Annotated in this window: 16 protein-coding genes; 7 read left to right on the forward strand and 9 right to left on the reverse strand. The window is 33.7% G+C overall.

Annotation, left to right across the window (positions count from 1 at the left end; genetic code table 11):
* Window positions 1-69: 69 nt before the first annotated feature.
* From AC6CH4_RS13635 to trmD, 9 genes are all read right to left on the reverse strand, one after another.
* Window positions 70-219: a hypothetical protein gene (locus AC6CH4_RS13635; RefSeq protein WP_498103765.1), complete on the reverse strand. Its 150-nt coding sequence runs from the start codon at window positions 217-219 to the stop codon at window positions 70-72.
* Window positions 220-570: 351 nt separating this feature from the next.
* Complete coding sequence (locus AC6CH4_RS13640) at window positions 571-1233, reverse strand: thiamine diphosphokinase (protein ID WP_498103767.1); 663 nt, start codon at window positions 1231-1233, stop codon at window positions 571-573.
* A gap of 137 nt (window positions 1234-1370) precedes the next feature.
* Window positions 1371-1817: a DinB family protein gene (locus AC6CH4_RS13645; RefSeq protein ID WP_498103769.1), complete on the reverse strand. Its 447-nt coding sequence runs from the start codon at window positions 1815-1817 to the stop codon at window positions 1371-1373.
* 12 nt (window positions 1818-1829) lie between these two features.
* Window positions 1830-2312, reverse strand: coding sequence for a GyrI-like domain-containing protein (locus AC6CH4_RS13650; protein ID WP_498103771.1), 483 nt, complete (start codon window positions 2310-2312; stop codon window positions 1830-1832).
* Between the two features lie 11 nt (window positions 2313-2323).
* A complete protein-coding gene (locus tag AC6CH4_RS13655) occupies window positions 2324-3145 on the reverse strand; it encodes a DUF4249 domain-containing protein (protein WP_498103773.1) in 822 nt (273 codons plus the stop codon).
* 38 nt (window positions 3146-3183) lie between these two features.
* Window positions 3184-5565 (reverse strand): TonB-dependent receptor, encoded by a 2382-nt coding sequence (locus AC6CH4_RS13660; protein ID WP_498103775.1) that lies wholly within the window; start codon window positions 5563-5565, stop codon window positions 3184-3186.
* A 132-nt stretch (window positions 5566-5697) separates the two neighbouring features.
* Window positions 5698-7920 (reverse strand): NADP-dependent isocitrate dehydrogenase, encoded by a 2223-nt coding sequence (locus tag AC6CH4_RS13665; RefSeq protein WP_498103777.1) that lies wholly within the window; start codon window positions 7918-7920, stop codon window positions 5698-5700.
* Window positions 7921-8205: 285 nt separating this feature from the next.
* The gene (gene rplS / locus AC6CH4_RS13670) at window positions 8206-8556 is read right to left on the reverse strand and encodes a 50S ribosomal protein L19 (protein WP_007804248.1); all 351 of its coding nucleotides are present in this window, start codon (window positions 8554-8556) and stop codon (window positions 8206-8208) included.
* Between the two features lie 213 nt (window positions 8557-8769).
* On the reverse strand, window positions 8770-9447 hold the full coding sequence (gene trmD / locus AC6CH4_RS13675) for a tRNA (guanosine(37)-N1)-methyltransferase TrmD (protein WP_192185512.1): 678 nt from the start codon (window positions 9445-9447) through the stop codon (window positions 8770-8772).
* Between the two features lie 263 nt (window positions 9448-9710).
* On the opposite strand from trmD, the gene AC6CH4_RS13680 reads away from it, so the two are divergent.
* The 7 genes from AC6CH4_RS13680 to AC6CH4_RS13710 all read left to right on the forward strand — a co-directional run bounded on the left by AC6CH4_RS13680 (window position 9711) and on the right by AC6CH4_RS13710 (window position 15157).
* Window positions 9711-10070 (forward strand): hypothetical protein, encoded by a 360-nt coding sequence (locus AC6CH4_RS13680; protein ID WP_498103779.1) that lies wholly within the window; start codon window positions 9711-9713, stop codon window positions 10068-10070.
* A 72-nt stretch (window positions 10071-10142) separates the two neighbouring features.
* A complete protein-coding gene (locus tag AC6CH4_RS13685) occupies window positions 10143-10688 on the forward strand; it encodes an NADPH-dependent FMN reductase (protein ID WP_498103781.1) in 546 nt (181 codons plus the stop codon).
* Window positions 10689-10740: 52 nt separating this feature from the next.
* Entirely contained in the window at window positions 10741-11604 is an 864-nt protein-coding gene (locus tag AC6CH4_RS13690) for a sugar phosphate isomerase/epimerase family protein (RefSeq protein WP_498103783.1), read from the forward strand.
* A gap of 9 nt (window positions 11605-11613) precedes the next feature.
* The gene (locus AC6CH4_RS13695; protein ID WP_498103785.1) at window positions 11614-12519 is read left to right on the forward strand and encodes a Zn-dependent protease; all 906 of its coding nucleotides are present in this window, start codon (window positions 11614-11616) and stop codon (window positions 12517-12519) included.
* A 27-nt stretch (window positions 12520-12546) separates the two neighbouring features.
* Window positions 12547-12897, forward strand: coding sequence for a cupin domain-containing protein (locus AC6CH4_RS13700; protein WP_498103787.1), 351 nt, complete (start codon window positions 12547-12549; stop codon window positions 12895-12897).
* 142 nt (window positions 12898-13039) lie between these two features.
* Window positions 13040-14188 (forward strand): MFS transporter, encoded by a 1149-nt coding sequence (locus AC6CH4_RS13705; RefSeq protein ID WP_498103789.1) that lies wholly within the window; start codon window positions 13040-13042, stop codon window positions 14186-14188.
* 36 nt (window positions 14189-14224) lie between these two features.
* Complete coding sequence (locus AC6CH4_RS13710) at window positions 14225-15157, forward strand: peptidylprolyl isomerase (RefSeq protein WP_498103791.1); 933 nt, start codon at window positions 14225-14227, stop codon at window positions 15155-15157.
* Window positions 15158-15253 lie beyond the last annotated feature (96 nt).

The following is a 15253-nucleotide window of genomic DNA, read 5'->3' on the forward strand; positions in this document are numbered from 1 at the left end:
CAAATATAAAACCAACTTTCTATTAAGCCATTCCCCAAATCCGTTGTAGTGGCTGTTAGCGGTAGTTGCTTAATCTGCTCCTTCACAAATTATTTCGCCTGTTTTCACTACAATTTTCGCAAAACTATGTTTTCCGTAAACTATTTTTAGGTGCTCTTTTTCGATTCGAATCTCTCGTATTTCAGATTTTCCAACCGATGGTTTTCCACAAGTTTTCATAACAGTTGCTTTCCATTTTACTTTTTCATTTTGAAAGGCAAGTATTGTTTGGGCTTTTTTTCAAAATAGAAAGTTATATGTCCACTATATTCTAAACCTTCCAGTTTGGTAAAACCTTTTGGAATAGTTTCTTTGCTTTGTCCAAAAGACATTTGATATGTCAAAAATACAAAAAATATATACTTTAGAATTTTCATATAATTAATAAGGTTGTTGGCAATTACCGCTAACGTTCTGGCACTACAGCAGGTTTGGGACTAAATTAATCCCATTATTCGGATTTGCCAAATTCTCACAAATACAAAAGCAACTTTCCATTAAAGCCAATTGCCCAATGCTCAGAAGGATAATTTAATCAATACATTCCATCAACAATAAATCACCATTTTGATGTGTTATCGTTACCAGTCCATCTTGTGCGACTGAATTGCTGCTTCCAGTTCTGTAGCCCATTGTGAGCGTATCATTTTGAAGTGGATATTCCAAATTGGTAGAATAAATGCCATTTACTACACCAATTGGAATCAAAGAAATGGGTGTTTTTGCAGTATACCATTTCTCAAATTTGTTGGGCAATAAAAATATTTTGGAGTGATCGTCGAGAATTACGATTTTAAGTAAATCTCGATAACGAACAATATTAGTAAGATTCGTAATCGTATGATCAGCACGTCTTCCGGTGGCCCAAACTACGTTTACGGCAGGAATTTTTCGGTCGATTAAATAATCAAACGCTTTTTCAAGATCCGTTTTATTTTGATCTGGCGTGTGTACAATTTCGATTGGATATTGTGACGTTTTATAGATTTCAGGATCGAAACCACGATCGAAATCTCCCAAAAGCACATCGACTTTTATATCTAACTCAATTACTCTTTCGATAGCAGAATCTAGTACAACAACAAGCGGCGACCATTCAAGCAATTGTCCTAATAATTCAGGATTGCAGGCGGCTCCGTTGGCAATAATTAAAGCAGGTTCCTGATCGTCGCGAACTATATGGTGTGATGACATGCTGAATTGTTTTTTTATTGTGGTGCAAAGGTACAGCTACTATTTTAGATTTTAGAGGTCAGATTTTAGATTTTTTGCCACAGATTGCACAAATTAAAGGGATTAATCATGCTAATCTTTTAATCTGTGACAAAATACTATATACCCAAAAGACGACGGTGATAGTTGATTTGGCCTAAATGATACGCTAAATGAGTGGCAAGATGTACCAGAAAAAATTCGGTTGTCATTTCTTTTTCGAAAACGATTTGTGGATACATAGCTTTTAAATCGTTTTCTGATAAAGAATCGAGAGTAGTATTTACAATTAAAATAGTTTCATCAATTTTGCTAATTATTTCAGATCTGGGAATATCTTTCAGCGAAAATTCTAAAGGACGATTTCTAACATAACCTGTTTTTCCTAATTCGGTTCCAATAAAATTATTGATGTTTCCGATAAGATGTAAACAAAGATTTCCGGCTGAATTTGAAATGTTTTTATCAATTGACCAGATTTGACTTTCGTTTTGATAGGATTCGATTTCGACTTTTAGTTTATTAAGATCCCGATTAAAAAGTGATTTTAGAGTTTCTGTTAGCATGGTGTTTTTGTTTTAGGGTCTGTTTTTTATCGGAATCCAGATTTCTTCTTCAGAATCAGGTTCGTCTTTTTTATATCTTTCATCCATTACAGCAAAATGGGGTCTGTCGTCTACCGTATATTCAGAGTTGGGTAACCATTCTGTAAAAATTGAATGATAGGTTTTGTAACCCTCAGTTGCTGGCCCTCTATGTATAAAAACGGCATATATTCCCGTTGGTATTATTAAAGACTCCATTTCAGACGGAATTGTATCTAAATCTTTTACTTCGACTGCGGCCCATTTCTGGAATGTTCTGTCGGCATCAAAATTATCGAAATATTCTTGTGGAAAAACTTCAAGTGAATATAAATTAGAATCGACTGCATTTTTTATTTCCTTTCGTTCTGGCATAAAACTGCTCCATAATTGAAAGGTTTTATTTTCCATAAATGACATGATAATATGTTTGCCTATTAATTTTTTTTCGGTTAAAATTTTAATGTGGGCTTCCATTTTTAATAAGTTTATTTGATAGTGTATTTTTTTAAATCGGTTTCACAAAGTGAAAAATAGCCTAAAGGATAATTATTTTTATCCGTTGTATTGATGATATTTCCTTTTACAGTTGCGGGGGGAGATTGAAACGGTCCACCAACGTTACTGCCTGCAATACTCACCAAAATACTCATGTAATTATAATATTGTTTCGAAATTCCGTAATGTGTTATTTCAATTTCATTTCCAGCTTCTAATTCGTCATCATCTGATAGACTGAAAAATTCATTACCATTAAAAAATTTATCTTCATCTACATAATAGCTTGATTTGATTTTATTGGAGTATACATGGCGGTACAGATAAAAATTATCTACACCTCCGGGATCACTATAAAAGGCTTTTATTTCAATATCTTTTCCTGTAAAACCACCTTCGTTATTTTGTTCAATTCGGGTAATTGGCGCTACAGATTTTAAAGTCTCACTTGCTGTATAAGTACTTCCGCCAGTAATTACAGTTAGTGTGTATTGTTCTTCGATTACAGGTTTGAAATTAGTACATACATAACGGCCCGTTTTTGGAACTTCTATAAAATTAAACCGTTCATTATTACTGTTTTTTATAAAAATAGTTGCGCCGGAAATGGTTGGGATTACGTTTTCGAAATATCCGGTCGTTGTCGTTAACTTTATAGTCTGTTGTTTACCTGTTGTGCCTTTTTGCCAGTTTATAGCCGCTTCGATTACCAATCTTGGTGGCGCAGTATCTAAATCAATATCAACAACTTCTTCGCAGCTGGTGAAGAAAATCGATATAAAAAATACAATAAGGAAAGTTACTTTTTTCATGTTATATATTTTTAATTTCTGATAACAGAAAATAATTTTTAAAATTTAAAATTATAACTCACGGCGGGTACAATTCCGAAAATCGATGTTTTTACGGCTTCGTTTTCACCGGTATCTATGTTTTGTCGGAAATTAATTGAAGCAGCGTTTTTGCGATTGTATAAATTGTAAATGCTGAATACCCATTCGCCTTTCCAGTTTCTGTCTTTGTTCTTTCTTGGAGTTAAAGTTGCCGAAACGTCAAGATGATGATATGCCGGTAAGCGGTGTTCATTTCGCAAGCCGTAGCTCGGAACTGTTATTCCTAAATATTCGTATTGTCCGTTTGGATAAGTAACCGGTTGCCCGGACTGTAATGCAAAGTTAGCACCAAATGACCATTTTTCGTTCAAATTATAGGCAGAAGTAATAGCTAAATTGTGTGTTTTGTCATAGGCTGAACTATACCATTGACCATTATTGATTCCTGTTTCTTCGGGAGTTCTTCCTGGTGTTTGCTGTTCTGATTTTGATAAAGTGTATGAAATCCAGCCATTGAATTTGCCTTCATTTTTTTTGAACATTACTTCTAAACCATAGGCGCGCATTTGGCCATTTAAAATTACTTGTTCGATGGCATTGTTTGCAATCAAATCGGCGCCATCAATATAATCCAGACGATTTTGAATTTCTTTATAATAGGTTTCAACTTCTATAGAATAAGCGCCATTTTTAATATTTCTGAAATAACCCAAAGCTACCTGATCTGCAATTTGTGGTTTGATATAAGTGTCACTCGGCATCCAGACATCAAGCGGAGTAGGAGATGAGGTATTTGAAATCAACTGGAGATATTGTGCCATTCGGTTATAACTCGCTTTAATAGCTTGATCGTCGTTTAATTGGTAAGAAGCAGAAAATCGCGGTTCAAGATTATTATAGCTTTTGATAACTTTATTTTTGCCATAATATTTGGTGTCAATTGGAGTTCCTTTTTCGTAAATCTGCAAATCAGAGTTAAAGACAACAGGATTGTTATTTTCGTATAGGTTGACCGTTGATTCTCCTAAACGATAAAATAAACTGTATCGCAATCCGTAAGCAATAGTAAGTTTTTTCGAGAGCTGATTTTCAGCATCAATATAAAAAGAGGGCTCGAAAGCATATTTTTTATCTAATTGATCCGGATTAATACCGGATTCAGAATCACTAGGTTTTATAGTTCCTGGATTGAATTCGTAGTAGATTCCGTTTAAACCATAATTCAGTTTGAATTTATCTGAAATATAATGTTTGAAATCATATTTGATATTGTAATTTCTAATTCCTGAGTCCCATTTGAAACCAACAAAATCTAAATCAAGACCATAATAATAATCACTGTAAATCAGGGAAAGATTTGAAAATAACTTATCTGAATATAAATGATTCCAGCGAAGATTTAAAGTTGAATTTCCATAGGTATTGGTGAAGCTTTTGTTTAAACTGAAAACATCACGCCCGAAATATCCAGATAAATATAAATTGTTGTTATCGTTTAGTTTGTAACTCAGTTTAGTATTCAAATCATAAAAATAAGCTGAATTATCTTTTTGATCTTCTGATAGTTTAAGAAATAAATGGGCGTAAGAAGCTCTTCCTCCAATTAAAAAGGAACCTCTATCTTTTACAATTGGGCCTTCAGCAAGGATTCGACTGGAAATTAAACCGATTCCTCCATTTACATGGAAATCTTTACTGCTGCCATCTTTCTGATAAATATCCAGAACAGAAGAAGCCCTGCCACCATATCGAGCAGGAATCCCACCTTTATATAATTTTAGATCTTTAATAGCATCGGGATTAAAAACAGAGAAGAAACCAAAAACGTGAGAGGAATTAAATATTGTTGCTTCGTCTAATAAAATTAAATTCTGATCGGCACCTCCACCCCGAACATTGAACCCGGAAGCACCTTCACCTGCATTAGTAACACCCGGAAGCAATAAAATCGATTTTAAAACATCGACCTCGCCCAAAACGACAGGCATTCTTTTGATAGTTGTGATCGAGAGTTTATTGGCGCTCATTTCCGGCGACTTGATATTGATTTTGCCTCTGTTGTCTTTAATGATTACTTCCTGCAGTTCTTCTCCGCCTTCATTCAGCCCGAAATTTATTTTGGTGTTTTGATTTAAGTTGACGGTTTTCTGAACAGTTTGAAATCCAACATAAGTAATTTCTAATTGATGTTCGCCAGCCGGAGCAGTAAGCGAATAAAAGCCATATTCGTTGGTGGTAGTTCCTATTTTTAAAGATGGGATATAAATATTGACACCAATTAAGGTTTCATTGTTTTTAAAGTCGGTTATGGTACCACTTAAAGTAAATTTTTCCTGCGAAAATGAAGTAAAAGTCGTAAAAATTAGAATAAGAAAAATGCTTATTTTTTTTGTAATCATCTTCGTAATTTTGATTTACATAGTTATGAATTCTTACTAAATATTAATACTTAACGATTGTTAAACATTAGTTAAGATAAAAAAAAAGACAACCTTTTGAGGTTGTCTTTTAAATATATAACAATATTCTGCTTATTTTATTTTGGCAATAATTGCATTGAATGTTTCACTAGGACGCATTGCTTTACTTACTAATGCAGGAGTTGGTTGGTAATAACCACCAAGTGTTTGAGGTTTTCCTTGTGCACCAATTAATTCAGCATCGATTTTAGCTTCGTTAGCTTCAAATTCAGCAGCGATTGGAGTGAAAATAGATTTCAGTTCTGCATCCTTATTTTGAGCAGCCAAAGCCTGAGCCCAGTAGAATGCAAGGTAAAAGTGAGATCCACGGTTATCAATTTGTCCTATCTTACGCGCTGGAGATTTATCATTAGCTAAGAATTTATCGTTTGCTTCATCTAAAGTTTCAGATAAAACAATTGCTTTAGAATTATCTAAAGTTTGTCCTAAATGTTCTAATGAAGCACCAAGAGCCAAAAATTCTCCTAATGAATCCCAACGTAAATATCCTTCTTCGGTAAATTGTTCAACGTGTTTAGGAGCAGAACCTCCGGCACCAGTTTCGAACAATCCACCACCATTCATTAACGGAACGATAGATAACATTTTTGCTGAAGTTCCTAATTCTAAAATTGGGAATAAATCAGTTAAATAATCACGTAAAACGTTTCCGGTTACAGAAATAGTATCTAAACCTTTGATGATTCTGTCTAAAGTGAATTCAGTTGCAGCAATCGGATTTAAAATACGGATATCTAAGTTTACGGTATTGTAATCTTTTAAATATTTTTGAACTTTTGCAATCAATTCTCTGTCATGCGCTCTGTTTTCGTCTAACCAGAAAACAGCAGGAGTATCAGATAAACGAGCTCTGTTTACAGCTAATTTAACCCAGTCCTGAATAGGAGCGTCTTTTGCCTGACACATTCTGAAAATGTCATTAGCCTCAACGTTTTGCTCCATTAAAACAGTTCCTTTATTATCAACTACACGAACAACTCCGTCTCCCTGCATTTGGAAAGTTTTGTCATGAGATCCATATTCTTCTGCTTTTTGAGCCATTAAACCTACGTTAGGAACACTTCCCATTGTTTTAGGATCAAAAGCACCGTGTTTTTTACAGAAATCTATAGTTGCAGTATAAAGTCCCGCGTAAGAACGGTCCGGAATGATTGCGATTGTATCTTGTTGTTTACCTTCTTTATTGTACATCTGTCCAGAAGTACGAATCATAGCTGGCATAGAAGCATCTACGATTACATCAGAAGGAACGTGTAAGTTTGTGATTCCTTTATCAGAATTAACCATTGCCAAAGCTGGTCCGTTTTCGATCGCTTTAGTAATGTCAGCTTCAACTTCAGCTTGTTCAGGTCTTCCTGCAATTTTTGCGTAGATATCACCTAAACCATTTCTTGTGTCAATGTTTAATTCATTGAATAAAGCTTCGTATTTTTTGAAAAGATCAGCAAAATAAACTTCAACGATAGCGCCAAAGATAATTGGATCTGAAACTTTCATCATTGTCGCTTTTAAGTGAACAGAAAGTAATAAACCTTCTTTTTTAGCATCAGCAATTGCTTCTGCAGCAAAAGATTTTAATTTGCTCACACTTAAAACAGAACTGTCGATAATTTCTCCCGCTTTTAAAGGAGTGCTTGCTTTTAAAACAGTAGTTGTACCGTCTTTAGCAACGAATTCAATTTTTACATCATTAGCTTCTGAAAGAGTAAGTGATTTTTCACTTCCGTAGAAATCACCATTTGGCATAGAAGCTACCTTAGTTTTTGAGTCAGCAGACCAGGCACCCATAGAGTGTGGATTTGTTTTTGCAAAGTTTTTAACCGCTCTTGGAGCTCTACGATCAGAGTTCCCTTCACGTAAAACCGGGTTTACGGCAGAACCTAAAACTTTAGAATATTTAGCTTTAATTTCCTTTTCAGCATCATTTTGAGGCTCTTCAGGGAAGTTAGGAATTTTGTAACCGTGAGACTGTAATTCTGCAATGGCCGCCTTTAATTGCGGTACAGATGCAGAAACATTTGGTAATTTGATAATGTTAGCTTCAGGTTTTGTTGCTAACTGACCAAGTTCAGCAAGAGCATCTCCAGTTTTTTGATCATCTGTTAAGACTTCAGGAAAATTAGATAAAATTCTACCTGCTAACGAAATGTCTCTGGTTTCAATAGCAATCCCAGCCGTAGCAGTAAATGCCTGAACAATTGGTAACAAAGAATAAGTCGCTAATAGAGGCGCCTCATCAGTTAAGGTGTAAAAAATTTTTGAATTCTGTGTCATTTTTTTTTTTTTTTTTTTATAATCGTAATCACCAAAGGATGGCAATGGAAAAGGTATAGTCGGCTCAAAATGAGCGGAGCAAATATAATAAAATCAGTCCGAAAACGGTGTAGTTTTGGAGAGAAAAACAGGAATTATGAGATTGTTATTTTGGAATCTTTAAATTGTCAAATCGATGATTTTGATATTAAAATTTTACAGTTTTGATATTTTGAAAATAAGGCACAAAAAAAAACTCGTTTCAAATGATATGAAACGAGTTTTTTATAACAAAGAGATAAATGATTATCTTCTTTTATCTTTAATCTTAGCTTTTTTACCAGTAAGTTCTCTGAAGTAGAAAATTCTAGCTCTACGAACAGCACCTTTCTTGTTGATTTCAATTTTTTGCAAAGCTGGCAAGTTTACCGGGAAGATACGCTCAACTCCAATAGCACCTGACATTTTACGAATAGTAAAAGTTTCTGTGTTACCAGAACCTCTTCTTTGAATAACAACTCCTTTAAAAAACTGAGTTCTTGTTTTTTCACCCTCTTTAATTTCGTAGAAAACTGTGATAGTATCTCCAGCTCCGAAAACAGGGAAATCTTTTTTAGCAACTAATTCGGTTTGAACGAATTTCATTAAATCTGCCATGATATCTTTAATTATGGTTTTTTTATAGAGCAACATTCACGGATCTCGCCAGAGGTTAGTCTAATTCGGGTGCAAATGTAGAAAATAATTATGAATTATAAATTGTAAATTGTAAATTATTTTAACTTGTTGATAAAATGGATGTTAGTCTCAGTTTTCGGTCACGGTTGGCAGGTAATCGAATTCACTGAAAACTGAGACTGGGACTGAAAACTACTCCTGTAGCAAATCCGGGCGTCTGTTTTTAGTATGCTCGTAAGCCATATCCTCGCGCCATTTATCGATTTTGGCAAAGTGACCGCTCGTCAAAACTTCAGGGACTTTCCATCCTTTATAATCTGCAGGTCTTGTATATATAGGTCCTGAAAGCAAATTATCCTGAAAACTATCGGTCAAAGCCGAAGTTTCATCACTTAAAACACCAGGAATTAAACGGATTAAAGCATCAGATAGAACTAAAGCGCCTAATTCTCCGCCAGATAAAACATAATCACCAATTGAAATTTCTTTGGTAATAAAATGATCTCGTACACGCTGATCTACACCTTTATAATGTCCGCATAAAATGATAATGTTTTCATACATTGACATAGTGTTGGCCATTTTTTGATTCAGCGTTTCTCCATCTGGCGACATATATATGATTTCATCGTATTCACGCTGACTTTTCAAATGCGTAATGCAATCGTCAATTGGCTGTACGGTCATTACCATTCCGGCACCACCTCCAAAAGGATAGTCATCAACACTTTTTTGTTTATTGGTAGTATAATCACGCAAATTATGAAAATGTACTTCAACTAAACCTTTATCAATGGCTCGTTTCATAATCGAAGCCTCAAACGGACTCTTTAATAATTCTGGTAAAATTGTAATAATATCAATTCGCATTTTTTTTCTTCAAAAGTTCTAGGTCGCAAAGATACAAAGTAAATATTTGAGAATTTTAAAAAACAAAAATCAAATATGTAAGTCATTTATTTAGATAGAGCTTACAGATATTTTTTTTGTAATTTATTTAATTTCAGTTAAATACATAATAATTATATAACATTAGAATGATTTTATGTAAACTCATATCGTATAACTTTAAGTAATATTACTTTCCTAATTAATTTATTCAATTCTGCCAAAAAACATTAAATACTGATTCTATGAAAAATTATATCCTATTAATAACTATACTCCTTTTATCTGCATGCTCGAGTTCAAAAACGACAGGAGATCACTTGGTTGGAAAAACGAAACAAAATCTTATAAAAACCTGGGGTACTCCTATAAGAGTGTTTGATAATAGTACAAATGGAGAAATACTTGTTTATGCTGATCAAATTTATGATCAGTCAAATAGAAATGATTCAAGAGAGGCAGGTTCAAGTTATTGGAATTACAGCTATATGTATGTAGATAAAAGTGGTAAAGTATCTTCTTTTAGAAATGAAAAGCAAAGTTATCCTCCACAAGCGCTGGATTCTGATAAATTGGCAACAATGAATTTATTGACTGCGAAATAATCAGAAGAAGTATTATTTGTTGTATTAGTTTTAATTACTTTATTTTTAAAGAAATTAATTTTTACGATTACAATGTCTTTAAAAAAAATAAAAATCCTCGCCATTACTGGCAGTACAAGAAAAAACTCCAGTAATTATAAGATTCTACAATTCATCTCAGAAAATATTGAAACTCAGTTTGAAGTTGAAATTTTTGAAGATTTAGATGAATTGCCTCATTTTAATCCAGATTTAGACACAGAAAACCCGTCGGAAAAGATTCTTTCATTCCGAAATAAAATTGCTCAGACTGATGGAATCATAATCTGTACGCCTGAATATGTTTTTAGTTTACCCGGAAGTTTGAAAAATGCATTGGAATGGTGCGTTTCAACTACCATTTTCTCAAAAAAGAAAGTTGGATTAATAACCGCTTCTGCTTCTGGAGAAATGGCACACGAACAATTAGTTTTAATAATGAAAACTTTAGAAGCACAATTTGAAGATGAAAATTTGCTGCTAATACAAGGTGTTCGTGGAAAAATTAATGAAGAAGGAAAAATTACAAATGAAGAAACACTTAATTCTCTTCAAAAATTTATCAATGATTTTGAAAATCAATTTTTAAATGAAATGTAAAGAATTTCAATAAAAAGAGTAGATTTACTTTCGGATTTTTTTAAAATAAGAAATGATCACAAGAAGAAACTTCATTATAAATACAAGCCTGGCTGCAACTGCAGTTTTAGCTTCGCCATCATTTGCCTTTACCATGGATAAAAAAGAAATAGGTTTGCAGTTATACACCTTGCGTGATGAACTTCCAAAAGATGTAAAATCGACTTTAGAAAAAGTTGCAAAAGCAGGATACACTACAGTCGAAACATATGGCTTTTCTATCAAAGACCAATTTTGGGGATTGACACCAATTGAACTTAAAAAAATCTTAGACACAAATAATTTAAAAGCAGTTAGCGGACATTATAATTTAGGAAGCTTTCTATATGATGGAAATTTAGAAGAAGTTAAAGCCGCAATTGAAGCTGGTAAAATTTTAAAAAATGAATATTTAACGATTCCCTGGGTTGATGAACCTTTTAGAAATGATTTTCACAAGATTGCCGCTCGTTTAAATGAAGCCGGAAAAATGTGTGCAGATGCCGGTTTAAAACTAGCCTATCATAATCACGATTTTGAGTTTAAAAGCAAGAATGGTATCACAGGTTATGATATTTTGTTAAAAGAAACAGATAAAAATTTAGTCTCTTTTGAATTAGATTTATATTGGGTAGTTCGTTCGGGTAACGATCCGCTCAAGTTATTTAAGGAAAATCCTGGACGTTTTAATATGTGGCATGTTAAAGATATGGATAAAGTAAATCCTGCTTTAAATGCTGAAATAGGTTCAGGCGCTATTGATTTTAAACCCTTTTTTACAGCAGCAAAACAATCGGGAATGATTCATTTTTTTGTTGAACAGGAGAATAATTATATCCCAAATTCTTTTGATTCCATTAAAACTAGTTGCGGTTTTATTTCAAAAAATTTAATCTAATAATATTGTATGAAGAAACTTCTTTTGCTGTTTTTGGTGGTTTTTTGTTCGTGTCAATCAGATAAAAAAGAAAATTTAACTCCAAAGTCGCAATCAAATCCAGAAGAAATTTTACCGCTGCAACCCTATTTTACAGACATTAAAATTAATGATGTTAAGCTTGGGGAGCCTGTTTTTGGTGAATGGCTGTATTCTCATAAAGAAAAAGGGCAGAGTTTTAAGCAATTTATAAAGACACCCCATGTTGTTCCATCCAAAGAAGAGAATATTATCTATTTAAAACCTATCGGAAAATTTCATTCGGTACAATTAAAACAAATTGAATTAGTTCGTCAGTATTTGCAGATTTTTTTTCAATTAGAAACTAAGGTTTTAGAAAATGTTTCAAACGATATTATTCCTGATAATGCCAGAAGAATTGGTGATGTAGGACAAGAACAATTTTTAGCAGGTTATATTTTAAACAATGTTTTGAAAGAAGAAAAACCTCATAAAGGAATCGCTTTAATGGCAATAACAGAAAAGGATTTATATCCCAAGCCCGAATGGAATTATGTTTTTGGACTGGCATCTTACAGAGATAAAATAGCAGTAAGTTCTATTCGCAGAATGCAGCAAGAAGCTGATTTTAATTTATGTTTAGATCGATTGCTGAAAATATGTTCTCATGAAATCGGACATATGTTTGGTCTGCATCATTGTATTAATGCTAATTGTGTGATGAATGGCACCAATAGCATGCCGGAAACAGATAGACACTTTATAAGATTGTGTTCGCTCTGCCAAAGAAAATTAAATTCAGGATTTAAATACGATAATAAAAAACGGTTAGTAGAGTTAGAAAGGTATTTTAAGGAAAACAATTTAGCTGAAGGAACTGAGTTAATGAAGAAGGACCTTAAAAGTATTCAATAAATAAAAAGTTAATTAAATAGAGTTACTATGCAAAGTTTCGGATCAAGCAAAGAATTTATAAAAGGAGACGATATCGAGTGGGAAGTTGTTGGAGAAGGAATCAAACGTAAAATTTTGGCCTATGATGATCGCGTTATGTTGGTCAATGTTCATTTTGAAAAAGGAGGAGTTGGTACTTTGCATGAACATTATCATACTCAGGTTACTTATGTTTCAAGTGGTAAATTTGATGTTACGATTTCAGGAGTTACACAAACATTAAAAGAAGGAGATAGTTTTTATATTCCGCCTCACGCGATTCACGGAGTTGTTTGTTTAGAAGAAGGAATGCTAACCGATGTGTTTAGTCCGATTCGTGAAGATTTTATGAAAAAATAAAAGCTTAGAAATCAATACAATTTCCAAAATACCAATCTGATTTGATCTTACTGTTGAAAAATTTATAGATTTTTTAAAGTTTTGATAAAGATTAGATTGGTATTTTTGCATTATGAATTTATCCAAAACGAATGTCTTATTTATGACAGCTTGCACTGGACTTATAGTTGCAAATCTGTATTACTGCCAACCTTTAATTGTTTTAATTGCCAACGAATTTAAGATTCCTGAAGCCAGCGCTGGAACAATAACCTATCTGACTCAGGCCGGATATGCGATTGGTTTGTTTTTTATGGTACCGCTTGGTGATAAACTCGAACGTAAAAAGCAAATTTTAATGACCACTTTTGCTTCTGTAATTGCTTTAATTATTGCAGCAACAGCAAAAAGTTTCTTCATTTTGCAAATCGCTTCTTTGTTAATCGGAATTACTTCGATAGTGCCGCAACTTATTTTGCCTTTGGCCGCGTCCTTAAGTTCAGTAGAACAGCGAGGAAAAGTCATCGGAACCATTATGAGCGGTTTACTTGTCGGGATTTTACTTTCCAGAACTTTAAGTGGTTTTATTGGGCAGGTTTTAGGATGGAGATCAATGTTTTATATCGCTGCCGGAATTTGTCTTTTGATCTTTTTTGTGATTCAGAAAAAATTCCCCGTTAATAAACCTCAGTTTCAGGGAACTTATGGACAATTAATTCAATCTCTTTTTACCTTAATAAAAACACAACCAATTCTGCGCGAAGCAACACTTATAAATGTGTTTAGTTTTGCCCAATTTGGAGCCTTCTGGACGACAATGGTTTTGCTACTTTCCGGAGAACCGTTTCATTTTAATAGCGCTACGATTGGTTTATTCGGAATTGTTGGAGCTTCGGGAGCTTTGGCGGCGCCATTGGTTGGGAGATTAGGAGATAAAGGGGGTTCAAGAGTTGCAGTTGGTTATGGCTGTTTATTGATATTGATAAGCTTTATAATTTTCTATTTTTCAATAGAAAGTGTCATCGGAATTGCAATCGGAATTGTTTTTATCGACATCGGAATTCAGGGTGTTCACATTTCAAATCAAACCAGAGTTTATTCATTGTTGCCAGAAGCTCGAAATAGATTAAATACGGTATTTATGTCTTTTAGCTTTTTAGGAACGGCAGCCGGATCTGCTTACGGATTGTTATTGTGGAAATTAGGAGGATGGCATGCAGTAGCTATCGGATGTGTTGGTCTTTCAATATTGGCATTAACGGTTTATGGTCTCACATATAAATCAAAATCTAAAAAATTGATAAAAAATTAATTTGTAAATTTGCATTCAAAATTAAAAATAAGAACAATGGAAAACGGAATATACGCTAAATTCAATACTAGCAAAGGTTCGATTTTAGTAAAATTGACACACGACTTAACACCAGGAACCGTAGGGAATTTTGTAGCTCTTGCAGAAGGAAATATGGAAAATAAAGTAAAACCTCAAGGACAAAAATTTTATGACGGATTAACTTTTCACAGAGTTATTCCTGATTTCATGATCCAGGGTGGATGTCCTAAAGGAACTGGAACTGGAGATCCAGGATATAAATTTGATGATGAATTTCACCCAAGTTTAAAACACGATCGTCCGGGAGTTTTGGCAATGGCAAATTCGGGACCTGCAAGTAATGGTTCTCAATTTTACATTACTCACGTTCCAACTTCATGGTTAGACGGAAAACATACTGTTTTTGGTCACGTTGTAGAAGGTCAGGATGTTGTTGATGCTGTTGCTCAGGGAGACAATCTTGATGCAGTAGAAATCATCAGAGTTGGTGAGGAAGCTGAAAAATTTAATGCTATTGAAGCTTTTGTTGGTTTAAAAGGTGCACGTCTTAAAAGAGATGCAGCTTTAAAAGCAGAATCTGAAGCAAAAATGGAGCAATTGGCTGCTGGTTTTTATAAAACAGAAAGCGGTTTACGTTACAAAATGATTCAAAAAGGAGACGGTAAAAGAGCAGAAGCTGGTAAAACAGTTGCGGTTCATTACGAAGGTTCGTTAGAGAATGGAAAAGTTTTTGATTCTTCTTACCCAAGAAAAAAACCAATCGAATTTAGATTAGGCCAGGGTCAGGTTATTGAAGGATGGGACGAAGGTATTGCTTTATTACAAGTGGGTGACAAAGCTCGTTTTGTAATTCCATCTGATTTAGCTTATGGAGCGGCAGGTGCAGGAGGAGTTATTCCACCAAACGCAACTTTGATTTTCGACGTTGAATTAATGGAAGTAAAATAAAATTTTACAAACAATTTAGTATTGTTTTAAATAGTAATCCCATATGTTTCGGCATATGGGATTTTTTTATATTTACTTTAAAATAAACCAAAAACA

This window comes from Flavobacterium sp. GQ95 (genome assembly GCF_059758655.1).